The following is a 26870-nucleotide window of genomic DNA, read 5'->3' as shown; positions in this document are numbered from 1 at the left end:
GCCACGTTAGGGGCGCGGCTCGCCCGTCTGGCCGGCCTCGGCCGCATCCGGGGATGACTCGCCCTCGCCCTCGCGGGGGAGGAGAGGAAGGCTGACGCGGAAGGTGGCCCCGCCGCCGGGGGTCTCGATGGCCTCGACGTGTCCGTCGTGCTTCGCGACGATGCCCGCGACGATCGCGAGGCCGAGACCGGAGCCGCCCGTCTCGCGGGTGCGCGAGGTGTCGGCGCGCCAGAAACGCTGGAAGATCTTCTCGCGCAGCTGCGGCGGGATCCCCTCGCCGTGGTCGACGATCGAGATGGTGCCGTAGCCTCCCGCGCGGTCGACGCCGACCTCGAGCTCGATGGGGCTGTCGTCCGGGGTGAAGCGCATGGCGTTGCCGATGAGGTTCGTGACGACCTGGCGGATCTTGTTCTCCTCGCCGTACACGACGGGCCCCACCTCGGGCAGCGGCGCCGGGGCGTCACCGGGGGCGCTCACGGGATCGGTGGGCCGACGGCGGCGGAGCCGCGCGATCGCCGAGCCGGCGAAGGCGATGGGGCCGGTCATCGTGGTGGCGGGCGGTGTGGTCACGGGCGGGGCCGTGGTGCCGACGGCGGCCTCCGGCTCCTCGTCCTCCTCGACCGGCTCGGGCTCGGCGGGGGCGGTCACCACGACGGTGATGCGGCGCAGCGGTGCGGATGCCGAGGCGTCGAGTGCGGCGTCCTGGGCGACCGGCAGCAGATCGACGGGGCCGCGGGCGAGCGGCCGTGCCTCGTCGAGGCGGGCCAGCTCGAGCAGGTCCTCGACGAGCCCGCCCATCCGGATCGCCTCGCGCTCGATGCGGTCCATCGCCTGGGCGACGTCCTCCGGCTTCTGCAGGGCGCCCATCCGGTACAGCTCGGCGTAGCCGCGCAGGGAGACGAGCGGGGTGCGCAGCTCGTGGCTCGCGTCGCCGACGAAGCGCCGCATCTGCTCGACCGCGCGCTGGCGTTCGGCGAAGGCGCGGTCGATGCGCGCGAGCATCGTGTTGAGCGAGCGGTTGAGGCGGCCGACCTCGGTGTTGGGGGTGGCGCCGCCGAGGCGCTGGGCGTAGTCGCCCGCGGCGAAGCGCGCGGCGGTGCGCTCGACGTCGCGCAGCGGTGCGAAGGTGCTCGTGACGAGCAGCTGGGTGACGGCGGCGCCGAGCAGCACGACCGCGATCGCGAAGAGGAAGAAGATGAGCGCGTAGCGGGTGATCGTGTTGTCGGTGCCCGAGAGGTCGACGCCCACGATGACGGTCGTGTAGCTGGCCCCGCCGTCGAAGGTGACGAACGTGGACTTGACCTGCCAGCGGGGCTCGCCGTTGGTGTCGGTGAGGGTCCACGGCGGCAGGTTGGCGTGCGCGTAGCTCCACGCGAAGTTCATGCCCGTGAAGTCGGGCTGCGGCATGTCGGAGGGCACGTTGGTGCAGATCTCACGCCCCTCGGCGTCGAGCAGCGCGACGAGGTAGCCGTCGGGCTCGTAGCGCACGTTGCACTCGATGAGCTGCGAGCTCGGCATCGCCTGGGCCTCGACGAACCCGGAGGTCGCCTTCGCATCCACCTGCTCGAGCAGGTAGGTGCGCAGCACCGTCATGGTGCCGATGCCGGCGACGGCGAGGCCGAAGGTCAACAGCAGCACGGTGACGCCGGTGATCTTCGTGCGGAGCGAGATCCCGTTCCACCAGTGCTCGAACGAGGCGTGCAGCTTCGCCATCAGGCGCCTCGCATCCGTACCGCCCGAGCCCGCGCGGTCACGCCTTCGCGGTCTTGAGCATGTAGCCGAAGCCGCGCTTGGTCTGGATCATCGGCTCGGTCGAGTGCTGGTCGATCTTGCGGCGCAGGTAGGAGATGTAGCTCTCGACGATGCCCGCGTCGCCGTTGAAGTCGTACTCCCACACGTGGTCGAGGATCTGCGCCTTCGACAGCACCCGGTTGGGGTTGAGCATGAGGTAGCGCAGCAGCTTGAACTCGGTGGGGGAGAGCTCGACGGAGACGTCGCCCACGGTGACCTCGTGGGTGTCCTGGTCCATCGTGAGCTCGCCCGCGCGGATGATGGCGTCCTCCTCGTCCTGCATGGTGCGGCGCAGGATCGCCTTGATGCGCGCGACGATCTCGTCGAGGCTGAACGGCTTCGTGACGTAGTCGTCGCCGCCGACCGTGAGGCCGGTGATCTTGTCCTCGGTGTCGTCCTTCGCGGTGAGGAAGAGGATGGGCGCCGTGTAGCCGGATGCCCGCAGCCGCTTCGTGACGCCGAAGCCGTTCATGTCGGGCAGCATGACGTCGAGGATGATGAGGTCGGGCTCCTCGTCGAGGACCGCGGAGATGGCCTGCGCGCCGTTGCTCACCGCGCGCACGGCGAAGCCGGCGAAGCGGAGGCTGGTGGTCAGGAGGTCGCGGATGTTGGGCTCGTCGTCGACGATGAGGATCTTCGGTCCGTCGCTCATGCCGCCATTGTATCCTGCATGTTCCCTGAAAGCTAGCTGAATCTGAAGATCAATCGGCGAGCCCCAGGCGGTGCACGAGGCCCGCGGCCGCGACCCGCCCCTCGAGCCCGAGCTTCGCCAGGATGTTGGACACGTGCGTGCTCGCCGTCTTGCCGCTGATGAAGAGCTCGCGGGCGATCTCCGGGTTCGACCGCCCCGCGGCCACGAGCATGAGCACCTCGCGCTCGCGGGTGGTCAGCCCGTAGCGCTGCAGGGGGTCGGCCTGCTCGGCCGCGGCCACCGCATCCGGGTCGGCGAGCACGATCCGGGTGCGCTGCGCGAGGCGCCGGGCGCCCGTCGCGAGCGGCTCGGCCCCGAGCGATGCGGCGATCCCGTGCGCCTCGAGCAGCGGCGCTCGCGCCGCGTCCAGCTCGCCCGCCTCGGCAGTCGCCTCCGCGAGCCGCAGCAGCGCGTAGCCCAACTGCCACGGCCAGCCGACGCGGCGCCAGGCGGCGACCGCCGCCCGCCAGGGCTCCGGATCCGCGACGCCGGCCAGCTCGGCGAGTGCGAGGTCGCGGTAGCCGAGCGTCGGGGGCGTCGGGGTGGCGAGGCTCCCGGCGAGCGCGACGAGCACGGGGTCGGGTTCGTCGCCCGTCACGGCGACCCGCTCCGCCTCCGCGCGCAGTCCCGCCCAGATCACCGGCCACAGGTAGCGCGTGAGCGCGGGGTGGTGCTCCGGCATCCCCACCGCGTCGAGCGCCTCCCGGCGTGCCGCGTCGAAGTCGCGTGCGACACGGTGCAGCTCCACCTCGAGCTGGGCGATCGGCATCCGGAACTGCTCGTCGTCGGGGTCGATCGGCAGACGTCGCAGCGACTCCAGGATGCCGGGGAGCGTCGCGAGGTCGCCGCGCAGCAGCGCGAGCTCGCCCCGCAGCAGCTGCGCGCTCGCCTCGAACACGCCCTCCGGCAGGCGCCGCAGCGAGTCGCTCAGGAGCGCCTCCGCCTCCGCCCACTCGCCGAGCCGCAGGCGGGACTCGGCGAGGTTCGCCGCGAGGTAGGCGCCGATCGTGCGCAGCACCCCGCTGCGTTCGGCGCTCGCGATCCCCGGCGTCGCCGCCGCGATCGCCTCCGCGGAACGCCCCCACGACTCGAGCAGATCGGCGAGGTTGGTGTAGCCGCGCGCCATGATGAAGGAGTCGCCCGCCTCGGTCGCGCGGGCGATGCCCTCGCGGAGACGGTCGATGCCGGCCTCGTCGCCCTGCAGCCCGAAGCTCACCCCGAGGGTGATGAGCGCGTCCGCCTCGGCCCGGATGCGCCCCGTGGCGCGCGCGGACTCGACCGCACGGCTCGCGGAGGCGGCCGAGCCCTCCAGGTCGAGCACCCGCAGGAGGGTCGCCGCGAGCGCCGCCTCGAGGTCCGCGCGTCGTGCCGTCGCCCGTTCGGGCAGGCCCGCGAGCTCGCCGCTCAGCAGCTCGACGGCGTCGCGGGCCCGGCCGAGCGAGAGCAGCACCGTGCCGGTCGACAGGGCGAGCTCGGCCCGCCGCTCGTGGTCCTCCTCGCCCAGCTCGGCGCGCGCCTGCTGCGCGAGCTCGAGCGCGGGGTCGAGATCGCCGGCCCCGAACGCCGCGGCGGCCGCGAGCCGCAGCAGCTCGGCCCGGTCGAACTCCTCGGGGCGCTGCCCGGCGTCCAGCTGCGACCAGATCCGCACGGCGCGCTCGTAGTGGGCCCGCGCCTCGTGCGCCGCGAACTGCCGGCTCGCCTCGCGCCCCGCCGCGATCGACGCCCCGAGCGCGGTGGGGAGCTCGCGTGCCGCGAAGGCGTGATGTGCGAGCGAGGCGGCGCCCGAGAGCCCCGAGCCGTCGAGCAGCTCGGGCCGTGCGGCGAGCACCCGCGCGTAGCGGCCGTGCAGCGCCACCCGTTCGCCCGGCAGCATGTCGTCGTAGACCGCGTCGCGGGTGAGGGCGTGCCGGAAGCGGTAGCCGACCCCCATCTCGTCGACGATCAGCAGGTGCGCCTCCACGGCCTCCCGGATCGCCGCGAGCACCTCCGCCTCGGGCTGACCGGATGCGGCGACGAGCAGACGCTCGGGCACGGAGCGTCCCGCGATCGCGGCGAGCCGCAGCACGTCGACCGTCGCGGGCTCGAGCCCGTCGAGGCGGGCGAGCAGCAGCTCCCGCAGTGACGGCGGCAGCCCCTCGGGGTCGCCGGACCGCACGACGCTCAGCAGCTCCTCGGCCAGGAAGGCGTTGCCCTCCGAGCGCTCGTACACGGCGTCGAGCACCGCCTCCTCGGGGTCGGTGCCGAGGATGCCGGCGAGCAGGGCGCGCAGCTCGGCGCGGTCGAGGCGGGCGAGCTCGAGCCGGGTGCCGAGCCGGGCGCGATCCCAGCTCGTGAGGAGCTGTCGCAGCGGATGGCGCCGGTCGACCTCGTCGCTGCGGTAGCTGAACAGCAGCCCCACGGGCATGCCCCGCAGGTTCTGGGCGAGGAACGCCGCGAGCTCGAGGGTCGAGCGGTCGCCCCAGTGGAGGTCCTCGATGACGATGAGCAGCGGCCGCACCGCCGAGAGCCGTTCCACGAGACCGAGCACGAGTTCGAGCACCTGGCTGCCGCTCAGCTCGTCGCCGTCGTCGAGCGGTCCGCGCGAGGTGAGCCGCATGACGAGCTCACGCGCCGGGCCGAGCACGGCATCCAGCCCCTCGGCGTCGCTGCGGACCAGCTGCCGCAGCGCCTCGACGAGCGGCGCGTAGGCGAGCCCCTCGGTGCCGAGCTGCACGCAGTGGCCGACGAGCACCTGCAGCCCGCGCTCGGCGGCGTACTCCACCGCCTGCGCCACGAGCCGGGTCTTCCCGATCCCCGCTTCGCCGCTCACCAGCACGAGACCCGGGGTGCCGGAGGCGAGCTCGTCGACGAGGCGACGCACCGCCTCCCGTTCGCGTGGGCGTCCGACGAACTCGGCACCGCTCACACCGATCGCCACGCTTCCGCCTCCCGCGGGTGAAGCCTAGCGCCGGGTTCTCGGACGATGTCCGACGGATCTCGGACGTCGTCTCGGACGATCGCCCGATCCGCGGCGGGGCCGCGATCGCGAGCCTGGATCCATGAATCTCCTCACCTCGCGCGCGGCGTTGCGCCGCGGCTCGCTCCTCACCTCGGCCGCCCTCGTCGGCGGCCTGCTCTCCGCGGTCGGCCTCGCCGCCGCGCCCGCCTCCGCCGTCGACCTCACCTGGGACTACGGCGAGGCGCAACGGACCTCGTGGTACGTGCCCGACGGCGTCTACGCCTACGACGTCTACCTCGTCGGCGGCGACGGGGGCAGCGGGCTGCACGGCGCCGAGGGCGGCCATGGCGGCTACGTCGACGCCCGCATCCTCGTCACCCCCGGCCAGCTCATCACCGTCGACCTCGGGCAGGCCGGAGCGGACTCCGTCGCCGAGGGCAGGGGGGTGGGCGGCGCCCAGCCCAACGGCCTCAGCGGCGGCGACGGCAGCTTCAGCTACTACTCGTCCTCCGGGGTGTCCGCCGGATCGGGCGGTGCAGGCGGCGGGGCGAGCCAGTTCTCCGTCGACGGCCGCCTGGCGGCGGTCGCGGGCGGAGGAGGCGGTGGCGGTGGCGGCCTCGACGACGCCGGCAACGAGTTCGAGGGCGGCCGCGGAGGCGACGCCGCGCACTGGGGCAGCGCCGGCGCCGGCTCCGGTGCGGGGTCCGCGGGGGCCGGCCTCTGGGAGCACAACTACGGCGAGCGCGGCATCAGCTCGGTGTTCGGCAGCGGTGGTGGCGGCGGCGGTGGCGGCGGATGGCCGGGCGGCCACGCCGGCGGCGCCGGGACCTACTTCGGCTCGGGCGGCGGCGGTGCCGGCGGCGCGAACTGGACGAGCATCCCCGGGGCGACCACGGGCTACGACACGGGGATCGTGCGCGACGGCTGGATCGACGTCATCCCCGTGGCCGTGAAGTCCCCGACGGGCTACATCGACGCGGTCGCCTCCCCGATCCTCGGCGACGGCTCGGCGACGACGCTGCGGGCGCGGGTCTTCGCCGCGGGCGACGGCCTTCCCGTCCCGAGCGGCAAGGTGGCCTTCTTCGAGGGCAACGTCGCCCTCGGCGAGGGCACCCTCGTGGGCGGGGTCGCCTCCCTCGACGTCGTCTTCGCACCCGGCGAGCACGCCGTCGCCGCCACCTACCGCGGCGACCAGACGTTCGTCGCAGGCCCGCTCCTCGGCACCGCGGCCTTCACGGTGACCGCGCCACGCCTGGACCAGCGGATCGCGGAGGTCGGCTCGGGCTCCCTCGCCGTGGTCGCCGACGGCAGCGCCGCGCTCCGGGTGTTCCGCCTGACCAATACCGGGCAGGGGCCGATCGCCGTCTACGAACCCGGCGTGCTCGAGTCGGTGGGTCTCACCGCGACGACGGGCTCGTGCGCCGCGGTCGGCGGGAGCCTCGCGCCGGGTGCGAGCTGCGACTACGTGTTCGCCTTCTCCACCCGCGAGCCCGGCGAGCACCAGGTGTGGGCGCAGATCTCCACGTCGCTGTCCGTGTGGTCGAACAGCTGGATCGTCACCGCCACGGCGCCGCCCGTGCCCGAAGTGCCGGGGGACGACCCCGAGTCCGGCGACGAGGGCGGCTCGGAGACGGGGGGCGACACGGATCCCGCCGACGACCCCGAGACCGAGACCCCGGATGACGGCTCCACCCCGGACGCGGTCGAGAACCCGGATGCGGTCGAGGCCCCGGCGACGAGCCCCGCGATCGCGATGCTCGCGGACGACCCCACCCCCACCTCGATCGTCCCCGATGCCGACGCGACGGACGCGACGGACGCGGCGGAGGCGGAGCACGCCGCCGACCCGGCGGCCGCCGACACCGGCGAGGAGGCGCCGCCCGCGGCCCACGCGGCCGGGATGGATCCCGCACCCGTGGCCGAGGTGGGGCACCCGGACGACCCGCTCCCCTGGGTCGTGGTGATCGCGACCCTGCTGCTCGCAGCCCTCGCCGGCGCGCTCGTGCGGCGGCTGCGCCGGACGGGTCTCTGAGGAGGGCCCGTCCCCGCGGCCCCGTGCCCGCCCGAGCTGGCGGGCGCGGGGCCGCATCGTCGACCGATCCACCCCGCGCCCTGCCGTGCGGCCGAGGAACTGCCTAGCATCGGGACATGGTGTCTGAACGCATCGTGATCGTCGGCGGGGGACTCGCCGGAGCGGGAGCCGCCGCCGAGTTGCGCGAGCGCGGCTTCGACGGCGACGTCGAGCTGGTCGGGGCGGAGCCGCATCCGCCCTACATCCGGCCGCCGCTCTCGAAGGGATACCTCGCGGGCGACGACGAACGCGGCTCGTTCGAGGTGCACCCGCTCGGCTGGTACGCCGAGCACGGCATCCGCTTCGTCCCCGGCTCGACGGCCGTCTCGCTCGACCGCGCGGCGCGGCTCGTGGGGCTCGCGGGCGGCGACGCGCTGCACTACGACAGGCTGCTGCTCGCGACGGGCTCGACGCCGAACCCCCTGCCGGTGCCGGGAGGCGGGCTCGCGGGCGTGCACCTGCTGCGCACGATCGACCAGGCCGACGCGCTGCACGCCGCGCTCGCGGGTGGCGGGCGCCGGGTGGTGCTCATCGGCTCCGGCTGGATCGGCATGGAGGTGGCGGCGACCGCGCGCACGCTCGGCAACGAGGTCGCGGTGCTGATGCGCGGCGAGGTGCCGCTCGCCTCGCAGCTCGGCGCGGAGCTCGGCGGCGACTTCGCCCGGCTGCACGAGGAGCACGGCGTCGTGCTGCGCCGCGGCGTGACCGTGCGCGAGGTGCTCGGCACGGGCGTCGTCGTCACCGGGGTGCTGCTCGACGGCGGCGAGGTGGTGCCCGCGGACGTCGTGGTCGCCGCGGTGGGCGCCGCACCCGCCGTGTCCCTCGCCGAGGCGGCCGGCCTCGCCACCGGCGACGGGGTGCACGTGGACGCCCGGCTGCGCACCGACGACGAGCGCATCTGGGCGGCCGGCGACATCGCGAACGCCGTGCACCCGCTGCTCGAGGCGGCCGGGCTGCCCGCCCGCATCCGCAGCGAGCACTGGGCGAACGCCGAGAAGGGCGGGCCGCACGCCGCGCGCTCGATGCTCGGCGACGAGACCCCGTACGACGCGATCCCGTACTTCTACACCGACCAGTTCGACCTCGGCATGGAGTACACGGGCTTCCCGCGGCTCGCCGCCGAGGGGGAGGTGGTGATCCGCGGCGACCGCGCCGGACGCGAGTTCATCGCCTTCTGGGTGCGCGGCGGCGCGGTCGTCGCGGGCATGAACGTCAACGTGTGGGATGTCGCGGACGCCGTCGAGCGGCTCGTGCGCGCGGGCTTCGCGGGCGCGACGGTCGACGTCGCACGGCTCGCCGACCCGGACGTGCCGCTCGAGGAGCTCTAGCATCGAGCCCGTGACCTCTGCCTCGCTCGTGCGCCGCATCGGTTCGCGCGAGTTCGACTTCGCGCGCCGGGTCGCCGTCATGGCGATCGTCAACCGCACGCCCGACTCGTTCCACGACAAGGGGGCCACCTTCGGCCTCGACCGCGCCGTCGAGGCCTCGCTCGCGGCGGTCGCGGACGGCGCCGACTGGGTCGACGTCGGCGGGGTGCCGTTCGGCCGCGGACCGGTGGTCGAGCTCGCCGAGGAGCTCGACCGGATCGTGCCGCTCGTCGCGGCGATCCGCGCGGCATCCGACGTGGTCATCTCGGTCGACACCTTCTCGGCGCGCGTCGCCGAGGCCGCCCTCGCGGCGGGGGCGGACGTCGTCAACGACACCTCGGGCCTCTGGGACCCCGACATGGCGGGCGCGGTGGCGGCGGGCGGCGGTCACCTCGTGCTCACGCACTCGCTCACGCCTCCCCGCACGCCGCATCCGAGCCCCCGGTACGACGACGTCGTCGACACGGTCGTGGCGCACCTGCGCTCGCGCATCGAGACGGCGCTCGCGGCGGGCGTGCCGTTCGAGCACCTCATCGTCGACCCCGGGCACGACCTCAACAAGAACACCCTGCACTCGCTCGAGCTCACGCGTCGCCTCGGCGAGGTGGCCGAGCTCGGGCCGCCCGTGCTCGTGGCGCTCTCGAACAAGGACTTCATCGGCGAGACGCTCGACCGCACCCAGTACGAGCGGCTCGAGGGCTCGCTCGCCTCGGCGGTCGTGTCGATCGTGAACGGGGCGCGCATCGTGCGCGTGCACGACGTGCGGGCGAGCGTCGCCGCGGTGCGGATGACGGAGGCGATCCTCGGATGGCGGGAGCCCGCGTGGCTGAAGCACAACATGTGAGGATCGACCGGGTCTGGCCCGACCCCGCCGACGACCTCGACGACGACGCGCTCACCGCCGAGCTGCGTCGCGCCGACCCGATGCTGCGGGTCAACTTCGTCTCGTCGGTCGACGGCGCGGCCACCCGCGACGGGCTCTCGGGGGGACTCGGCGACGCCGCCGACCGCCGCTACTTCGAACTGCTGCGTCGCGCCGCGGATGTCGTGGTCGTCGGTGCGGGCACGGTGCGCGCCGAGGGCTACGGTCCGCTGCGGGTCGCGGAGGAGTCGGCGGCCTGGCGTGCGGCGCACGGGCTGCCGCCGCATCCGGTGTTCGCGATCGTGTCGGGCGCGCTCGACCTCGACCCGGACTCCCGCATCTTCGTCGAGGCCCCCGTGCCCCCGATCGTCGTGACGACCGAGGGGCACGACACCCGGGCCTTCGCGGAGCGCGCGGAGGTCGTGGAGGCGGGCCGGGGCGGGCGCATCGACGCGGCGGCCGCCGTCGCGGCGCTCCACGCCCGGGGGCTCACGCGCATCCTGTGCGAGGGCGGGCCGCACCTCTTCGGGGCGCTGCTCGCGGCCGACGTCGTCGACGAGCTGTGCGTGACCGTGGCGCCGAGCCTCGAGGCGGGTGACGCGCGGCGGATCGCGGCCGGCGAGCTGCCCGAGCCGCGCCGACTCGAGCTCGTGCACGTGCTGCGCTCCGGGTCGACCCTGCTGCTGCGCTACCGGCGGGACGCCGAGCCGTCGGCCACCTGACGGGCGATGCGGGCGCCGATCGTGTTGCCGCTCTCCCCCGCGGGCAGCTCGCCGCGCGCGTAGCCGTCGCGCGCGTAGAGGATCGTGGCGGTCCAGGCGGCGAAGATCTCGGCGGCGCGGCTCCACGGCTCGAGTGCGTCGGGGGAGTGGCCGCCGCGCTCGGCGACGTCGGCCGCGAGCCGCTCCTGCGCGCGCACCCAGGAGTGCATGATGTGGCCCGCGATCTCGAGCGCGCCGTCGCCGATGAACTGCACCGTGGGATGCGGGCGCGTCATCTCGCCGTAGCTGCGGTCCGTCCAGCCGTCCGCCACCATCCGGGCGAGCGCCGCCGCGATCGCGTCGGGCACCGGCTCGTCGACGGGTCGCGCGCGGAGGGCGTCGACGAACGCGTCGAGCCAGTCGTCGAAGTGGGCGAGCAGGATGCCCGACTTCCCGTCGAAGTGCAGGTAGATGGTGCGCACGCCGACGTCGGCGGCCTCGGCGATGTCCTCCATCGTCGTCTCGACGTAGCCGCGCTCGGTGAAGAGCCGGTCGGCGGCCTCCATGATGGCGCGGCGCGTCGCCGCCTTGCGCCGCGCCTGGCGGCCGGGGGAGGGGGCCGAGGATTCCATCCCGGTCAACCCTACGGTGCGGGCGGCGGCCGGACGAGCCGCCGCCCGCACCGCGTTCACACGTCGCGTCGCGTGATGAGCAGCGTCCCGCCGAGGAGAGCCGCGACCGCCCAGCCCGCCATCGCGAGCGCGGCCGACCAGGGCTCGAGGCTCACCGTGGCGAGGGTGTTCGTCATCCCGTCGAGCACCGGCGTGTACATGGTCGCGCCGAGGCTGGACGGCAGGAACGCACCCACGTTGAACGCCCACTCGGCGCGGAGCAGCCCGCCCACCAGCTGCAGGATCGTGGGCACCACGAGCAGCAGTCCGAGCACGGAGGCGATCGCGCCGGCCGAGTTGCGCAGCACCGCCCCGACGCCGACCGAGAACACGGCGATGAGCGCCGGGTAGCCGGCCGCGGCCAGGATCGTCAGCCAGACCCTGCCGTCCGCCGGGTCGACCACGAAGCCGGCGCCCGAGAACACGAGGCCGCTGAGGACGGCGCCGATCGCGAGCGAGACGAGCACGACGACGAAGATCGTCGCCCCGATCACGAGCGCCTTCGCGAGCAACGCCGAGACGCGCTTCGGGGCCGCGGTCATCGTGGAGCGGATCATGCCGGTGCCGTACTCCCCCGTGATGACGAGGCAGCCGAGCACGGCCGCGGCGAGCACGCTGAACCCGATGGGCAGCGTCGTCGCCATCATCCAGTTGTAGTAGCCGGAGTCGGCATCCGGGTTCGCGCCGGGGTTGCTCGCCGCGGTGAGCGCGCCGGCGATCAGCAGCGGGATGCCGGCGGTGAGCGCCACGATGACGCCGAGGCACCACCAGGTGGAGCGCAGGGTCACGAGCTTCACCCACTCGGAGCGGATGATGCCGACGCCCGAGAGTCGCGCGTCGGCGAGTCCGGATGCCGGGCCTGCGGTGGCCGGAGCGGTCTGCGCGGTCACGCCGCCTCACCTCCCGCGTGGTACTCGACCTCGTCCTGGGTGAGGGCGAGGTAGGCGTCCTCGAGCGACCCGGCGACCGGGGTCAGCTCGTACAGCACGACGCCCGCGTGCGCGGCGAGCTCGCCGATGCGCTCCGAGCGCAGGCCGGTGACGACCAGCGCGTCGCCGTCCGGGGTGACGCTCGCGCCCTCCGCCGTGACGGCGGGGGTCAGTCGCTCGGCGTGCGGGGTGCGCACGCGCACCGCACCCTCGCCCCGCGCCCCCGCGACGATCTCGGCAACCGGGGCATCCGCGATGACGCGGCCCCGGCCGAGCACGATGATGTGGTCGGCGGTCTGCGCCATCTCGCTCATCAGGTGCGAGGAGAGGAACACCGTCCGGCCCTCGGCGGCCAGATGCCGGGCCAGCTTGCGCACCCAGATCACGCCCTCCGGGTCGAGGCCGTTGACCGGCTCGTCGAGGATGAGCGTGGCCGGGTCGCCGAGCAGCGCCGCGGCGATGCCGAGCCGCTGACCCATGCCGAGCGAGAAACCCTTCACGCGCTTGCCGGCGACGGCATCCAGACCGGTCAGGCCGATCACCTCGTCGACGCGGCGGTTCGGGATGCTGTGCGTCGCGGCGAGGGCGCGCAGGTGCCCGCGGGCGCTGCGCCCGGGGTGCACGGCCTTCGCGTCGAGCAGCACCCCGACCTCGCGCAGGGGCGCCTTCAGCTCCGCGTAGCGGACGCCGTCGACGGTGACACTGCCCTCGGTGGGACGGTCGAGCCCCACGATCATGCGCATCGTGGTGGACTTGCCGGCGCCGTTCGGGCCGAGGAAGCCGGTGACGAGGCCGGGCCTCACGGTGAAGGTGACGTCGTCGACGGCGGTCTTGGCGCCGTAGCGCTTGGTCAGGTGGGTGGCTTGGATCATCGAGTGGACCTCATGCCTCGACCCTAGGGAATCCGCCCGGCGCGCGTCATCCGGTTGACCCCCGAATCGGCGGCCGCGGCCCGAGGTCGCTACGCGGCCAGCTCGTGCGCGTCGAGGATCGTGTAGCTGTAGCCCTGCTCGGCGAGGAAGCGCTGCCGGTTCTGGGCGAAGTCCTGGTCGACGGTGTCGCGCGCCACGAGCGTGTAGAAGTTCGCGGGCAGGCCCGACTCCTTGGGCCGCAGCAGCCGGCCGAGGCGCTGGGCCTCCTCCTGGCGCGAGCCGAAGGAGCCCGACACCTGGATGGCGACGGTCGCCTCCGGCAGGTCGACCGAGAAGTTGGCGACCTTCGACACCACGAGCACCTTCGTCGTGCCGTCGCGGAACTCCTGGTAGAGCCGCTCACGCTCGGGCACCGGGGTGGAGCCCGTGAGCTGGGGGGCGCCCAGCGCCTCGGCGAGCTCCTCGATCTGGTCGAGGTACTGGCCGATCACGAGGATGCGCTCGCCCGCGTGCTTCGCCACGAGATCCTTCACGACCTGCAGCTTCGCGGGGGCGGTCGCGGCCAGGCGGTAGCGCTCGTCGTCGGCGCTCGCGGCGTACTCCAGACGCTCCGACTGCGGCAGGTCGATCCGCACCTCGAAGCAGGATGCCGGGGAGATGAAGCCCTGCGCCTCGATCTCCTTCCACGGCGCGTCGAAGCGCTTCGGCCCGATGAGGCTGAACACGTCGGACTCGCGGCCGTCCTCGCGCACGAGCGTCGCGGTGAGGCCGAGGCGGCGGCGGGCCTGCAGTTCGGCGGTCAGCTTGAACACGGGCGCCGGCAGCAGGTGCACCTCGTCGTAGACGATGAGCCCCCAGTCGAGCGCGTCGAGGAGCGCCAGGTGGGCGTACTCGCCCTTCCGCTTCGCCGTGAGGATCTGGTAGGTCGCGATCGTGACCGGCTTGATCTCCTTCGACTGCCCGGAGTACTCGCCGATCTCGTCCTCGGTGAGGGTCGTGCGCTTCAGCAGCTCGGCCCGCCACTGACGTGCCGACACGGTGTTGGTGACGAGGATGAGGGTGTTGGTGTCGGCGGCCGCCATCGCGCCCGCGCCGACGAGCGTCTTGCCGGCGCCGCACGGCAGCACCACGACCCCGGAACCGCCCTGGAAGAAGTTGTCGACCGCCTGCTGCTGGTAGGGGCGCAGGGTCCAGCCGTCCTCGACGAGGTCGATGTCGTGCGGGGTGCCGGGGGTGTAGCCGGCCTCGTCCTCGGCGGGCCAGCCGATCTTCAGCAGCTCCTGCTTCACCTGGCCGCGCGCCCACGGCTGCAGCGTCCACTCGGTGCTCGTGCGGCGGATGCCGAGGAACGGGCCCACCTTCGAGTTGCGGGTGATCTCGGCCAGCACCGCGGCATCCGAACCGCGGATGACGAGCTCACCCGCGTCGTCGCGGGCGATCACGAGACGGCCGTAACGGCCCACCGTCTCCTGGATGTCGACCGCGACCGTCTGCGGCACCGGGAACTTCGCGTAGCGCTCGAGCGTCGCGAGCATCTGCTCGGCGGTGTGACCGGCGGCGCGCGCGTTCCAGAGGCCCAGGCGTGTGATGCGGTAGGTGTGCACGTGCTCGGGGGCTCGCTCCAGCTCCGCGAAGATCGCCAGCTCGTGCCGCGCCTCCTCCGCCTCCGGGTGCGCCACCTCGAGCAGCACCGTGCGGTCGCTCTGCACGATCAGCGGTCCGTTCATAACCGAGCAAGCCTAGTCGGGCCGATGGCGGGTGTGCTGGGTGCGGCAAGGTGCGGCCGCGCTGTGTCGTGCGGGAGGGCTGTGGCCCTCCCGCTGGTTGGGTGCCGCGCGCCGGGCGTCACCCCTTCCCGCTGGTTGAGTGCCGCGCGAAGCGCGGTGTATCGAAACCAGCGAAGGCGCCCCTCGATGGGGCGCCTTCGCTCGGTGAGGGCCCACTGGTCCACGTCTGCATGGGTTTCGATACGCCCGCTGCGCGGGCTACTCAACCAGCGGGAGGGGGATCGCTGCGCGGGCTACTCAACCCGCGGGAGGGGGTCGCCGCGCGCGGCGTTCAACCCGCGGGAGGGGGAGGGGCCGCCTGCGCGCGGCGTTCAACCCGCGGAGGGGGCGGCGGCGACCGCGACGATGTGCGAGAGGGGGAGGGTGCGCTCGATGTCGGCGCGACGGTCGCGCGCCCGAAGCCGCCCGCCCGCGAGGGCGGCCGGCTCGAGCACGTAGGGCACCTCGGTGCCGTCCGGCATCCGCACGGTGACGGTCACGGTGAGCTTCGCCTTGATGGCGAGTTCGAGCTGGCGCGCGTTCCAGGCGGCGCCCGCCTCGGCGGGCTGCTCGACGTCCGCGTCGCGCAACCGCGCCACGAGGATCGCGGCCGTGTCGGGCGGGTGCGAGGCGGCGGCCGACACGGGGGTCGAGCGCGCGACGGCCCGGATGACGCCCGCGGCATCCTCGAAGACGGCCGGGTAGCGCGCGTCGACGAGCGACCAGTACACCGTCTCCGCGTCGAAGCGGCTCACCGCCCGGTGCTCGCCGACCCGACGCAGCCCGATCGTGGTGAGCGCCTGGTCGATCGCGAGCTGGCCCACGAGCGCCGGGTCGTCGCCGCGCACGTAGGCGTGCGCCCCCGCCTCCACGGTGCCGATGGCGCCGTCGAGCGCGCCCACCCGCAGACTGCCGAAGCGTCCGGCGGTCTCGGTGAGCAGGTACTCGAGCGGCTGCGGGATGCCGGTGAGCGACACCTCGGAGAGCGCGCCGCGCAGCTGTTCGACGGTGAGGCCCGTCGTGAGGGCGCGCGTCACCGAGGCGGCCGTGATGCGGAAGCTCGACGCGACCCCCACCGACTCGACGTCGGCGAACTGCCGCAGGCGTCGGTCGACGTCGGAGGCGAGCGGGCCGGGCGCGATGACCGACAGGTCGTGCTGGATGTACACCTGGCGCACGTCGTCGGGGAACAGCCGGGCGACCGCCGCGGCCGCGGCATCCGCCCCCTCGCCGAGCAGCGCCGCTCCGGGTGTCGACGGCACGCCGTCGCCCACGATGCCGAGCTGCTCGGCCGAGCGGGATGCGGCCCGCAGCCGCTCCGGCAGCCAGTCGTCGCCGGCCGGGTACAGCCAGGCGAGGTAGTCGCGCAGCCCGTCGCCCCAGCGGGCGCGCGCCCGCCGGCGGAAGTGCTCGCGCAGCTCGGGCGGCACCGCGGCGAGCCAGCCCTCGGCGAGCGCCGCCCAGCGTTCGACGCGCGGCAGCCCCCGCCAGCGCAGGCCCTCGTCGGTGGCCCGCCAGGCGCCCGCGTCGACCTGCACGAGGTCCGCGCCCGCGGCGAGGTCGAGCAGCGCGTGCAGCTCGTCGTCGGCGGAGGCGGAGGCGGCCGACAGCATCCGCCGCCAGTCGGGCAGGGCGATGCCGCCGCGCTGCAACCGCCGGGCCGGTTCGCGCTCGAGGGTGTCGACGAGCTCGCCGACGGCGGTGACGGCCGCGAAGGCGCGGTCGGCGGCACCCCGGTCGACGGGGGCGAGGTCGGCCGCCGCGACCGGCTCGAGCGCCGCGGGCCGGTCGTCCTCGAGCAGCTCGGCGACCGAGGGGAGCCCGAGCTGCGGCCAGCCGGTGAGCGCGTCGGTCACGGGGCCCCAGGGCGCGACCCCGCCGTCCGTGTCGTCGACGAGTGCCGCCCGCACGAGCACGTCGACGGGGGAGGCGACCGCGGATGCCGGAACGCCGAGCCGGGCGGCGACCGCCGCCGCATCCGGGGTGCCCCCTCCGGCGGAGAGCTCGCCCGCCGCCGCGAGCACCGCGAGGGTCGGGCGGTCGAGGTGCGCCAGCACCGCCTGGATGGAGGCGGGCTCGAGCAGCGCCTCGGCGAGGTCGAAGCGGTCGCGGATGCCGGACTCGCGCACCGGCCGCGCGTGCAGCAGCGCCGTCAGGGCGTCGTCGTCGAGCGCCCGCAGCCATGCCGCGAGCGCGAGGGCGGAGCTGCTACCGCTCACCGTCCCGGGCGAGCCGGCGACGGCGGGTGGTGCTCACGATGAGGAACACGACGATGAGGACGAACGCGAGCGGCAGCCCGATGTAGCCGATGAGCACGAGGGTGGGCCAGATGCCGCCCTTCATCTCGACGCCCGAGCCGGCCGCGATCATCACCACGACGATGCCGATGATCGACAACCCCATGATCGTCGCGATCATGGCGGTGAGCACACGTTCGATACGATTGAGCGGGACGGGGGCGTTCTCGGGCACGAGACCACAATAGGCCCCGCATCCCCGCCCCATCAGATCAGCGAGAGAGGTTCGGCATGCCGACCGGCAAGGTGAAGTTCTACGACGAGGAGAAGGGCTTCGGCTTCGTCTCCTCCGACGACGGCCAGGAGGTCTTCCTGCACGCGTCGGCCCTGCCTGCAGGCGCGGTGGTGCGCGCCGGCACCCGGCTCGAGTTCGGCATCGCCGACGGACGCAAGGGCGCCCAGGCGCTCTCGGTGCGCGTGCTCGACACCCCGCCGAGCCTCACCAAGATCAACCGCCGCTCGGCGGACGACATGGCGATCGTGGTCGAGGACCTCGTGAAGCTGCTCGACGGCATCGGCGCGGGACTGCGCCGCGGCCGCTACCCCGAGCGCGCGCACGGGGCGAAGATCGCCGCCGTGCTGCGCAAGGTCGCCGACGACCTGGATGCCTGAGCTGCCCGTGTCCGCCGAGGAGCGCGCGCGGATCGCCCGGGAGGCGCTCGCCGAGATCACCCCCGCGTCGACCGTCGGCGAACTCGTCTCGCAGACCGACGAGGGCGAGGGCGTGACGACGGTCGAGTTCGCGGCCACGATGTCCGGCTACCCGGGCTGGCACTGGACGGTGAGCGTCGTCGAGCTGCCGGACGAGGCGCCGACGGTGCTCGAGGCCGAGCTGCTGCCGGGCGACGGCGCGCTGCTCGCGCCCGACTGGGTGCCGTGGTCCGAGCGCCTCGAGGAGTACCGCGCGGCGCAGGCCGCGGCCGCCGCGGAGGCGGGGGAGGAGCTCGACGAGTCCGACGAGGACGACGACGAGGATGAGCTCGACGACGACGAACTCGACGACGACGAGTCCGACGACGCGGAGTTCCACGACGACTTCGGCGACGACCCCGACGACGGCATCGACTTCGAGCACGACGAGCACGACGCATCCGCCGTGCCGGTCGACGACTCAGTCGCGGGGGCGCCGGCGCAGGTGGATGTAGACGAGGACGACGAGGCCGAGGCCGATGCCGACGAGGCAGGTCCACAGCCACCAGACGCGGCCGGAGTCGACGAGCGCTCCGACGAAGAGGAGTAGCCCGCCGAGCGCGAGCACCCACAGCACGAGCCCGACGACGACGGCCGTGCGGTCGTCGGTGACGACCGGTTCCGGGTCGGGCCGGCGTTCGCTCTCGCTCAGCCAGATCCGCATGCGGTCAGCCTAGAGCGCCCCGACGACGTAGTCGATGGAGGCCGTGAGGGCGCGGACGTCGTCCGGGTCGATCGCCGCGAAGGTCGCCACGCGCAGCTGGTTGCGGCCGAGCTTGCGGTACGGCTCGGTGTCGACGACGCCGTTCGCGCGCAGGGTCGCGGCGATCTGTGCGGCGTCGATCGACTCGTCGAAGTCGATCGTCACGACGACCTGCGAGCGGTGGTCGGGCTCGGTCACGAACGGGGTCGCGAAGGCGCGCTCCTCGGCCCAGGCGTACAGGTGCTGCGACGACTCGCGCGTGCGCGCATCCGCGAACGCGAGACCGCCGTTGCCGTTCAGCCAGTCGAGCTGCGCCTCCATGAGCAGCAGCGTCGCGATGGCCGGGGTGTTGAGGGTCTGGTCCAGGCGCGAGTTGTCGACCGCGTTCTTCAGGCTCAGGAACTCGGGGATCCACCGGCCGGATGCGGCGATCCGCTCGATCCGCTCGATCGCGGCCGGGCTCGCGAGGCTGAACCACAGCCCGCCGTCGCTCGCGAAGTTCTTCTGCGGGGCGAAGTAGTAGAGGTCGGTCTCGGCGACGTCGAAGTCGACGCCGCCCGCGGCGCTCGTCGCGTCGATCACGGTCAGCGCGCCGGCATCCCCGTGCACGCGGGCGACGGGCGCCATGACGCCGGTCGAGGTCTCGTTGTGCGGCCAGGCGTACACGTCGACGCCCTCGAGCACCTCCACCTCGGCGCGCGAACCGCCGGGGGCCGAGATGACGTGCGGCGCCTCGAGGAACGGGGCGGCGGCGGCCTGGGCGAACTTCGCACCGAACTCGCCGAAGGTCAGGTTCTCGCTGCGCCGCTCGATGAGGGAGAAGGCGGCGGCATCCCAGAACGCGGTCGAGCCGCCGTTGCCGAGCAGCACCTCGTAGCCCTCCGGCAGGCGGAACAGCTCGGCGAGGCCGCTGCGCACCCGGCCGACGAGCGCCTTCACGGGCTTCTGCCGGTGCGAGGTGCCGAACAGCGCGGCGTTCGCCTGCAGGTGGGCGAGCTGCTCCGGGCGCACCTTGGACGGTCCGCAGCCGAAGCGGCCGTCGAGGGGGAGGAGGTTCTGGGGGATCTGGATGTCCGGCACGCACCGAGTCTATTTGTGCCGGGTAGGCTGGTGACGACGTGCTGGGAGGCCACGATGACCGATCTCGTCGACACGACGGAGATGTACCTTCGGACCATCCTCGACCTCGAGGAGGAGGGGATCGTGCCGCTGCGCGCGCGCATCTCCGAGCGCCTCGGGCACTCGGGTCCTACCGTTTCGCAGACGATCGGCCGCATGGAGCGCGACGGCCTCGTGGTGGTCGAGGGCGACCGTCACCTCGCGCTCACGGTCGAGGGGCGCAGCCGGGCGATGCACGTCATGCGCAAGCACCGCCTCGCGGAGCGGCTGCTGTCGGATGTCATCGGGCTCGACTGGGCCTACGTGCACGACGAGGCATGCCGCTGGGAGCACGTGATGAGCGAGCAGGTGGAGCGTCGGCTGCTCGAGTTGCTCGACCACCCGACCGAGTCGCCGTACGGCAACCCGATCCCGGGGCTCGACGAGCTCGGCGACGAGCCCGCCGGCCGCTTCCTCGACGGGGTGGAGAACCTCGTGACGCGCGTCGCGGCGACCCCCGGCGAGTCGAGCGGCGTCATCCGCCGGCTCGGCGAGCCCGTGCAGTTCGAGCCGGAGCTGCTCGCGCAGCTGCTCGAGGCGGGCGTCGTGCCGGGTGCGACGGCCACCGTGTCGGCGGCGGGCAGCTACGTGCTCGTGCAGGTGGAGGGCTTCGGCGACGGCCTCGAGCTGCCGACCGAGGTCGCCTCGCACATCTACCTGCAGGTCTGAGCGCGGGCCCTCGGCATCCGTTCCTCCCCCGTGCATCCGGGGGACAATCACCCCCGAATGGGGCACGGTGATGTGACATTGCGCCGCGCCTCGCATAAACTCGCGGAGTCCTCCGACCACACCAGGACGGTCGGGGGCCGCACCGCAGGGCGTCTCGTTCACCCATCCTCTGCGGGGCGACGTGACATACGAAAGGGATGGGGCCGTCACCTCGAGCGGCCGGGACGCGGGAGACACCTCTTGACTCCAGGTACCCAGATGGCCCGGCACACCCAGCCGGTCCCCGCAGCCCGAACCCCGCGACGCCACCCGCTCCGCAGCGTCGCGATCGTGGCCCTCGTCGTACCGGGACTGTTCGCCACCGTGGCCCTTCCTGCCTACGCGTACAACCCGTCGAACGAGGCGGCCGCCCCCATCGAGGCCCGCGCGCAGCTCATCGAGCAGAACGCCCAGACCGTCGCGGTCGCCGAGGCCGACGTCGCCGTCGACGCACGCGACGGCTACTCCACCACCTCCGCCGCCGAGCTGCGCCGTGCCGCGCAGCGTGCCGCGCTGCGCTCCTACTCCGGCCCGACCGTGCGCGACTACCTCGCGAACCCGCCGTACCCGAGCTTCAACCTCGACCAGGTCGTGCAGGTGGCGCTCCAGTACCAGGGCATCCCCTACGTCTACGGCGGCTCGACGCCCGCCGGCTTCGACTGCTCCGGCTTCACGATGTTCATCTACGCGCAGTTCGGCATCGCCCTGCCGCACTCCTCGAGCGCGCAGGGCCGCGGCTCGGGCGGCGGTCACCTGATCGCCCGCGCGGACGCCCTGCCGGGCGACCTGGTCGTCATGGACGGCGGCGGTCACGTGGGCATCTACATGGGCGGGAACACGATGGTGCACTCGCCGAAGCCCGGCCGCACCGTCGAGGTGCACAACATCTGGGACTCCAACGCCTGGTTCGTCCGCTACGGGATCTGAGCCGACGGTTTCTGTGTCGTTCCCCTGAAGTTCCCCCTCCGGGGTTACTCTGGGGCTCTCGGAGATCCTTCGGATTCGGGAGGGCACATGCGATCGCCGCACAGCATCCGCACCATGGATGCACGCGCGCGGTTCCGCATACTGCTCAGCAGCCGGCCGGACGTGCACTGTCACGTTCCGGTCGAGTGAGGCGCTGTCGTTCGCGACGGCGCCTTTTTCTGTTCTCGCCCGCATCCGCGGCCTCCGGGGTGTTCGAAGGCCTGCAAGCCGTGCAGGCTCCCTCGAGAGGAGACCCGTTTGCGCACCACCCTCGTTCTCAATGCCGGTTACGAACCGCTCGCCATCGTGTCGTTCAAGAGAGCCCTCGTGCTCGTGCTGTCGGGGAAGGCGGTCGTGGTCGCGTGCGACGACGACCACCCCGTGCGCGCCGCGTCGGGGGAGTGGGATCGCCCGTCGGTGATCCTGCTGAGCCGCTACGTGCGGGTGCCGAGCGGCCGCGCCGTGCCGGTGTCGCGCCGCGGTGTGCTGCGTCGCGACGATCAGCGCTGCGCGTACTGCGGGGTGCATGCGTCGACGATCGACCATGTCGTGCCGCGGTCGCGCGGGGGCGCCGACAGCTGGGAGAACCTGGTGGCGTGCTGCCTTCGCTGCAACAACGTGAAGGGCGACCGCACCCCGCAGGAGATGGGGTGGACGCTGCGGTTCGCGCCGCGTCCGCCGCACGGCACGGCCTGGCTGGTGCGGGGCGCCGAGCGCGCGCAGCCGCAGTGGGAGGAGTTCCTCGCGCCGGCGGCGTGAGGCCCGATGCGGTACGGATTCCCTGCGGATTCCGTCGTGCGGGTGACCTCCCGCCTGGGAAAGTCCTGTGCGGACGACCTGTCTGCCCCGGAAAACGTGGCGTTATCAAGACGTGACATTCGGGGGGATGTCGCGTAACGTCGGTCGGGTCGTCTCAACCCGGAAGACCTCTATCGACGTGACTGACTACGAGACCCTCGCGGCACTGGGATTCACTCCCACCCCCGCAGAGACCTCGGGAGCCGCGCAGCCCGCGCAGAGCCGCCCGTCAGGAGCCGTCGTCACCGGTAATGTCGAGTTTCCGTCGCGTCGTTCGCTCCGCGAACAGGCGGGTGCCGTGGCCGCAACTCCCGCGAGCCCCGTGGCGCCCTCCGCGCCCGTGACGCCCGTGGCATCCGCGCCGGCCGAGGGCGTGCAGTACGCGTCGCGTCGTGCCGCGCGCGAGGCGGCCGCTGCGGCGAGCGCGCCGCCCGTGCCGCAGGCGCCCCGACCGGCCGCCGCCTCGGTGCCGAGCGTCGCGGCGCCGTTCACGACCTTCGCGGCCCCGCCGGCATCCGAGTCCCGTCCGGCCGTGGAGGCGCGCGCCGCGCGCCCGACCGCGCCGCGCCGGCATCCGGTGCGCAAGCGCCTCTCCGTCGTGGGGGCGATGCTCTTCGTGCCGGGCCTGTTCGCCTCGCTCACGCTGCCCGCCTACGCCTCGACCGACTACACGGCCGGGGCGGCCGACGCCACCACCGCGATCGGCTCCCAGGTGCTCGCGCTCGACACCGAGGCGATCGCCTCGAGCGACGACGCGACGGGCGACGCCCGCGACGGCTACCAGTCCACGAGCGCCGCCGACCTGAAGCGCCTCTACCGCGACGCGCTGCGTCAGCAGAACCTCGCCGCCTACCTCGCATCCGGTGCGAAGGAGATGGGCGACGACTACCCGTGGGCGGCCGAGCTGACCCGCGGCCAGGGTGGCGGGCTGTCGCCCCTCAACTACTACTACCGCGAGTGCGTCGACTTCGTGGCCTGGCGCCTCAACCGCGACGCCGGCTCCACCTCGGCCCCGTTCAAGTACGTGTGGTCGACGCTCACCCCCGGCGGCGGCAGCGCCGTCTCGTGGAAGCGCCAGTGGGAGAAGCACGGCTGGCCGATCAGCACCACGCCGCAGGCCGGATGGGTGGCCTGGTTCCCCGGCATGAACCACGTCGCCTACGTCTCGGGCGTGCTCGACGACGGCTCGGTCGCGATCGAGGAGTACAACTGGGGCCCGAACATCTACGGGCAGCGCGTCATCCAGGCCAGCGACGCCATCTACCTCTCGCCCCCGCCGCGCTGATCGCTCGTCCCTCCGCCTCCCCGCGATTCCGCAACTCAGGAGATCCGGCCCGTTCCGCCTCCATGTGCCACGGAATCCGCCTCTTCTCCTGAGTTGCGGTGAGAGCCGTGCGCGGGAGGGGCTCGATAGACTCGAGCGGTCAGCCTCTGTAGCTCAATGGAAGAGCAGTTCCGTCCTAAGGAAAGGGTTGGGGGTTCGAGTCCCTCCAGGGGCACCGACCGAGACGCCCTCCGAGCAGGGCCCGCGACGAGCTGGCGGAAGGCCAGCAGTTGCGCACGCCTCGACCCCGGTGAACCGGATGCTGCGGCACTGACAGCCGCCATGTCGCAGCCCTGTGGGACGATCGCGACTGACGCGCCCGCCCCCGCCGGGTGCGCTACTATTTCGGATCCGATATAGTTGCGGAGGAGGTGCAGGGTATGACCGCAGCGACGATTCTGCGGGCGGCGCGGTTGGATCAAGGGCTCGCGCAGACCGAGCTCGCGCGCCGAGCGGGCACTGCTCAGGCCGATGTGTCGCTCATCGAGCGCGGGCACCGGGTGCCCACCGTCGACACCCTCGATCGGATTCTGAGGAGTGCGGGGCACCGCCTCATCGCCGTGCCCGTGCGCGGTGCGACCGGTGTCGATACTGCGGCGACGATCGCTGACGAGCTCGCCGAGGGACGCGCGGACAAGGCCTTCCGCACCTTCCTCTCCTACTCCGATTCGCTCGCCGATTCCGACCCCGCCGGCCGCGTGATCCTCAGCGCCGCGGCGCCGGCGACGACGGGCGACGACGCGTGGGATGCGGCGCTCGCTGCCGTCACGGAGTACTGGCTCGACGCGGCTCACGCTCCGAAAGCCGAGTGGCTTCGGGACGGCAGCCGCACGCTCGCCGCTCCTCGCCCGCTCGACTACGCCCGCCATGCGGTCTCTCCTGATCCCGCCGACGTGCCACCCCAGTTCCTCAGCCGCAACATCCTCGTCGACGAGACGACGTTGGCGAGCGTGTGATGCCACGCCTGGAGCGGGAGGACATCGTCTGGGGGCTTCGCGAGCTCGTCGCCCGCGCGCGTGCAGCCGGCATCGTCGGGGCTCGCATCTACATCGTCGGCGGTGCCGCGCTGCGACTGGCGTACTTCGACCGGCCGGCGACCGGCGACATCGATGCGCGCATCCACCTCGCGGCGGAGCTCCAGCCCATCATCGACGAGATCGCGAACCAGCGGGGATGGATGCGGGGGTGGCTCAACTCCGCGGCCGAGAAGTTCATCCCCGGGTATGGGTCGCCTGTCGAATGGGTGCCGGTTCTCGATGACCAGAGCGTCTCCGTCTGGATCGCACCCGCCGATACCCTCCTCGCGATGAAGCTCAAGGCGATGGAAGGTCGCCGCGGTCGTGACGAGGACGACGTCGCGTACCTGCTCGCGATCAACGGCATCGCCAGCGCCGAGGAAGCCGAGGAGTTGCTCGGGTCGTTCTTCCCGGGTGATGCGCTCAATGATCGTGCCTACGCGACGCTCATCCGGATCATCGACGATGGCCTGCCCCCACCGGTTCCGCCGATGGACGTCGATCTCGGCGGCTGACGCGACCGCGGAGCTCGCCCTCGATGTGCGGGGAGCCGACGGCGGGTCAGCGGGTCGTGAAGTTGGCCATCATCGCCATGTCCTCATGCTCGAGGTTGTGGCAGTGGAAGACGTACTTCCCGCGGTAGCCGTCGAATCGGATGGCGATCTCCGCCTCCTCGGATGGACGCAGATCGATGGTGTCCTTCCAGCCGGCGTCGAACGGTCCGGGACCTCCGATGCCGCGTGAGAGCACCTGGAACGGGTTGAGGTGGATGTGCACCGGATGATGGAAGTCGGCGACCAGCCGCCACACCTCCACCGTGCCCAACTCGACGGCGGCCGCGATGTCGTTCGGCCGGAACGGGCGGCCGTCGATGAGCCAGCCTTTCCGATGGTCGACGTCGCCGGATCGGAACCGGAAGGTGCGCCTCGCGACGGCGTCGCGGGCGAGCAGCGGTTCGACCGTGGAGAGCGTGTCCGGGATGGCGTAGGGCTCGGCCTCCCGGTCCTCGACCATGAAGCGCATGATCTGCGACATGTTGCCGTCTCCGAAATCGTTGAGCAGCGTCACCGTCGTTCCGGGCGGATAGCCGGAGAAGTCCACGAGGGCGTCGAGGCGCTGGGCGGGCGCCAGCTCGAAGTGGTCGTGCGCGATCGGCGAGGCGAGGAGGCCGCCATCCGTTCCGATCTGCACGAGCTGCGGCGCGGGTCGCGCCTCCAGGCGGAGGTCGAGCCGCCGCGCGTTGCACGCGTTGAGGACACGGAGACGGTAGCTCGCCCGCGCCACCCGCGCCTGCGGCCACGGCGTGCCGTTGACGAGCATCACGTCGCCCAGGACGCCCGCGATGAACGCGTCCGTGACCCCCGGCTTCACCAGCAGGGTGGGGTCGACGTTCGGATAGAGCAGGGACCCGTCGGCGGCGAAGCTCCGATCGGTGATCATGAGGGGCAGCTCCCGCTCGCCGGACGGCAGGCCGAGTGCGTCCTCCGTCTCGTCGCGCACTATGTGCATGCCGGCGAGCCCGCGCCACACCGCGGGGCCCGTGAAGTCCATCCGGTGGTCGTGGTACCAGAGCATCGCCGCACGCTGCTCCAGCGGGTAGCTGTAGACGCGCTCGCCGTCGGATGTATCACCCATCATGACGGAGCCGTGCATCCCGCCCGCGCCGGCGTGCTCGTCCATGAACGAGCGATCGACGGGGTAGACGAAGTCGGTCGGGTAGCCATCGCTGTCGTGCGGGGTCCGCCCGCCGTGAAGGTGGACGACCGTCGGGACGGGCAGCCTGTTGGTGTGGGTTACCATGGCGGCCCGACCACGACGGCTCTCGATCGTCGGGCCGGGGAACATGCCCTGATAGCCCCAGATGGGTGTGCGCACCCCCGGGATGATCGCGGCGTCTGCGACCGTCTGGTCGATGTCGTAGAAGTCGGCGTGCTCGTCGGAACGACGCGGCCGCAGCACGGGAGGAACTCGGAACGGCAGCGTGAACGGTTCCGGGAGCGGGAGCCGGCTGCGGAGCAGGCTCCCCGTCGAGGACGACCCTGCGCTGCCCTGGACGAACGGGATCCCCACCCCCAGGCCGATGCCCGCGAGCATGGTGCCGCCCAGGAACAGCCGCCGCGAGATCCCGCGACCCGCGTCGCCTCCGGTCACGGTCGCCGCCACGCCCAGACGGCGAGCAGGATGGCGATCCCGATCGTCGCGACACCGAGGGGAACATGGATGGCGACCAGCCGGGCGAAGCCGAGCGCGATCTGGGCCGCGATCATCCCGAAGATCCCCAGGCTCGCGAGGATCGGCCACCAGGGTCCGCCGCCCGGCCACCGCACGAGCACGGCCGCGACGGCGGAGATCAGCACGCTGATGCCGGCGTAGGTGGCGTTCTCCCGATGCTGGTGCAGCGACCCGTACGTCCCGTCGAGGAACTGTCCGGCGAAGATCGCCTGGTCGAAGAGCATGACGGCGGATGCGGTGCTGGTGACCCGGAAGACCCACCTCGGCCAGCGGACGCCCTGCGCCGTCCGCGCGCTGCTGCGATCGTTATCGGTCACCG

At 73.0% G+C, this 26870-nt stretch carries 24 protein-coding genes, 1 tRNA gene and 1 pseudogene; 13 read left to right on the top strand and 13 right to left on the bottom strand.

From position 1 onward, the window contains the following. Nucleotides 1-6 precede the first annotated feature (6 nt). Genes D7I47_RS03480 through D7I47_RS15195 form a run of 3 tightly spaced genes read right to left on the bottom strand, consistent with a single transcriptional unit; the run spans nt 7 to nt 5399 of the window. Nucleotides 7-1713 (bottom strand): sensor histidine kinase, encoded by a 1707-nt coding sequence (locus D7I47_RS03480; RefSeq protein ID WP_120761754.1) that lies wholly within the window; start codon nt 1711-1713, stop codon nt 7-9. 37 nt (nt 1714-1750) lie between these two features. After that, nucleotides 1751-2443: a response regulator transcription factor gene (locus D7I47_RS03475; RefSeq protein WP_120761753.1), complete on the bottom strand. Its 693-nt coding sequence runs from the start codon at nt 2441-2443 to the stop codon at nt 1751-1753. A 49-nt stretch (nt 2444-2492) separates the two neighbouring features. Then, entirely contained in the window at nt 2493-5399 is a 2907-nt protein-coding gene (locus D7I47_RS15195) for a helix-turn-helix transcriptional regulator (RefSeq protein ID WP_120761752.1), read from the bottom strand. A gap of 121 nt (nt 5400-5520) precedes the next feature. Between D7I47_RS15195 and D7I47_RS15160 the strand changes: the two genes are divergently transcribed. From D7I47_RS15160 to D7I47_RS03450, 4 genes are all read left to right on the top strand, one after another. After that, a complete protein-coding gene (locus D7I47_RS15160; protein ID WP_193726454.1) occupies nt 5521-7452 on the top strand; it encodes an Ig-like domain-containing protein in 1932 nt (643 codons plus the stop codon). Between the two features lie 116 nt (nt 7453-7568). Further along, nucleotides 7569-8819, top strand: a complete 1251-nt coding sequence (locus D7I47_RS03460; RefSeq protein WP_120761751.1) for an NAD(P)/FAD-dependent oxidoreductase — start codon at nt 7569-7571, stop codon at nt 8817-8819. Nucleotides 8820-8898: 79 nt separating this feature from the next. After that, complete coding sequence (gene folP / locus D7I47_RS03455; RefSeq protein ID WP_227000937.1) at nt 8899-9702, top strand: dihydropteroate synthase; 804 nt, start codon at nt 8899-8901, stop codon at nt 9700-9702. After that, nucleotides 9699-10442, top strand: a complete 744-nt coding sequence (locus tag D7I47_RS03450; protein WP_227000817.1) for a pyrimidine reductase family protein — start codon at nt 9699-9701, stop codon at nt 10440-10442. Before folP ends, D7I47_RS03450 begins: the two co-directional genes overlap by 4 nt. Here the strand turns inward: D7I47_RS03450 and D7I47_RS03445 are convergent. From D7I47_RS03445 to D7I47_RS03420, 6 genes are all read right to left on the bottom strand, one after another. Next, entirely contained in the window at nt 10409-11053 is a 645-nt protein-coding gene (locus D7I47_RS03445; RefSeq protein WP_120761748.1) for a TetR/AcrR family transcriptional regulator, read from the bottom strand. The genes D7I47_RS03450 and D7I47_RS03445 overlap by 34 nt on opposite strands. Nucleotides 11054-11109: 56 nt before the next feature. Further along, nucleotides 11110-11982 carry an ABC transporter permease subunit gene (locus tag D7I47_RS03440; RefSeq protein WP_120761747.1) on the bottom strand — a complete coding sequence of 291 codons (873 nt, stop codon included), beginning with the start codon at nt 11980-11982 and terminating at the stop codon, nt 11110-11112. Then, on the bottom strand, nt 11979-12893 hold the full coding sequence (locus D7I47_RS03435; RefSeq protein WP_120761746.1) for an ABC transporter ATP-binding protein: 915 nt from the start codon (nt 12891-12893) through the stop codon (nt 11979-11981). Before D7I47_RS03435 ends, D7I47_RS03440 begins: the two co-directional genes overlap by 4 nt. Before the next feature lie 89 nt (nt 12894-12982). Further along, complete coding sequence (locus tag D7I47_RS03430; RefSeq protein ID WP_120761745.1) at nt 12983-14620, bottom strand: DNA repair helicase XPB; 1638 nt, start codon at nt 14618-14620, stop codon at nt 12983-12985. Nucleotides 14621-14991: 371 nt separating this feature from the next. Then, nucleotides 14992-16878: a helicase-associated domain-containing protein gene (locus D7I47_RS03425; RefSeq protein WP_120761744.1), complete on the bottom strand. Its 1887-nt coding sequence runs from the start codon at nt 16876-16878 to the stop codon at nt 14992-14994. After that, the gene (locus D7I47_RS03420; RefSeq protein WP_120761743.1) at nt 16868-17131 is read right to left on the bottom strand and encodes a hypothetical protein; all 264 of its coding nucleotides are present in this window, start codon (nt 17129-17131) and stop codon (nt 16868-16870) included. The genes D7I47_RS03425 and D7I47_RS03420 overlap by 11 nt, the downstream gene beginning before the upstream one ends. A 56-nt stretch (nt 17132-17187) precedes the next feature. Between D7I47_RS03420 and D7I47_RS03415 the strand changes: the two genes are divergently transcribed. Both D7I47_RS03415 and D7I47_RS03410 read left to right on the top strand, forming a co-directional pair. Beyond that, nucleotides 17188-17568 carry a cold-shock protein gene (locus tag D7I47_RS03415; protein WP_120761742.1) on the top strand — a complete coding sequence of 127 codons (381 nt, stop codon included), beginning with the start codon at nt 17188-17190 and terminating at the stop codon, nt 17566-17568. Next, nucleotides 17561-18196 carry a DUF3027 domain-containing protein gene (locus tag D7I47_RS03410; RefSeq protein ID WP_227000815.1) on the top strand — a complete coding sequence of 212 codons (636 nt, stop codon included), beginning with the start codon at nt 17561-17563 and terminating at the stop codon, nt 18194-18196. The genes D7I47_RS03415 and D7I47_RS03410 overlap by 8 nt, the downstream gene beginning before the upstream one ends. Here D7I47_RS03410 and D7I47_RS03405 read toward each other — a convergent pair. Both D7I47_RS03405 and serC read right to left on the bottom strand, forming a co-directional pair. Next, nucleotides 18143-18310, bottom strand: a pseudogene (locus D7I47_RS03405) (DUF2530 domain-containing protein); the annotation flags it as partial. The gene D7I47_RS03410 and the pseudogene D7I47_RS03405 overlap by 54 nt on opposite strands. 9 nt (nt 18311-18319) lie before the next feature. Beyond that, the gene (gene serC, locus D7I47_RS03400) at nt 18320-19429 is read right to left on the bottom strand and encodes a phosphoserine transaminase (RefSeq protein WP_120761740.1); all 1110 of its coding nucleotides are present in this window, start codon (nt 19427-19429) and stop codon (nt 18320-18322) included. 54 nt (nt 19430-19483) lie between these two features. Here serC and D7I47_RS03395 point away from each other — a divergent pair, with 54 nt between their 5' ends. The 7 genes from D7I47_RS03395 (at nt 19484) to D7I47_RS03365 (ending at nt 24834) form a co-directional block, all read left to right on the top strand. Next, complete coding sequence (locus tag D7I47_RS03395; RefSeq protein WP_120761739.1) at nt 19484-20176, top strand: metal-dependent transcriptional regulator; 693 nt, start codon at nt 19484-19486, stop codon at nt 20174-20176. A gap of 258 nt (nt 20177-20434) precedes the next feature. After that, nucleotides 20435-21142, top strand: coding sequence for a C40 family peptidase (locus D7I47_RS03390; protein WP_157981618.1), 708 nt, complete (start codon nt 20435-20437; stop codon nt 21140-21142). A gap of 297 nt (nt 21143-21439) precedes the next feature. Continuing rightward, complete coding sequence (locus D7I47_RS03385) at nt 21440-21940, top strand: HNH endonuclease (RefSeq protein ID WP_120761737.1); 501 nt, start codon at nt 21440-21442, stop codon at nt 21938-21940. A gap of 337 nt (nt 21941-22277) precedes the next feature. Beyond that, complete coding sequence (locus tag D7I47_RS03380; RefSeq protein ID WP_157981617.1) at nt 22278-23264, top strand: CHAP domain-containing protein; 987 nt, start codon at nt 22278-22280, stop codon at nt 23262-23264. Between the two features lie 142 nt (nt 23265-23406). Next, nucleotides 23407-23478, top strand: a tRNA-Arg gene (locus D7I47_RS03375). Nucleotides 23479-23683: 205 nt separating this feature from the next. Further along, nucleotides 23684-24259 (top strand): helix-turn-helix domain-containing protein, encoded by a 576-nt coding sequence (locus tag D7I47_RS03370; RefSeq protein WP_157981616.1) that lies wholly within the window; start codon nt 23684-23686, stop codon nt 24257-24259. Next, nucleotides 24259-24834: a hypothetical protein gene (locus D7I47_RS03365; protein ID WP_120761734.1), complete on the top strand. Its 576-nt coding sequence runs from the start codon at nt 24259-24261 to the stop codon at nt 24832-24834. Before D7I47_RS03370 ends, D7I47_RS03365 begins: the two co-directional genes overlap by 1 nt. 46 nt (nt 24835-24880) lie before the next feature. On the opposite strand, the gene D7I47_RS03360 is transcribed toward D7I47_RS03365, so the two are convergent. Both D7I47_RS03360 and D7I47_RS03355 read right to left on the bottom strand, forming a co-directional pair. Then, the gene (locus tag D7I47_RS03360) at nt 24881-26470 is read right to left on the bottom strand and encodes a multicopper oxidase family protein (protein ID WP_227000813.1); all 1590 of its coding nucleotides are present in this window, start codon (nt 26468-26470) and stop codon (nt 24881-24883) included. Next, nucleotides 26467-26868 carry a hypothetical protein gene (locus tag D7I47_RS03355; protein ID WP_120761733.1) on the bottom strand — a complete coding sequence of 134 codons (402 nt, stop codon included), beginning with the start codon at nt 26866-26868 and terminating at the stop codon, nt 26467-26469. The genes D7I47_RS03360 and D7I47_RS03355 overlap by 4 nt, the downstream gene beginning before the upstream one ends. Between the last annotated feature and the right edge of the window lie 2 nt (nt 26869-26870).

Source organism: Protaetiibacter intestinalis, from assembly GCF_003627075.1.
GTDB classification, from domain to species: domain Bacteria; phylum Actinomycetota; class Actinomycetes; order Actinomycetales; family Microbacteriaceae; genus Homoserinibacter; species Homoserinibacter intestinalis.
The sequence above is the reverse complement of the archived record's forward strand: the minus strand, read 5'-3'. Positions and strand labels throughout refer to the sequence as shown.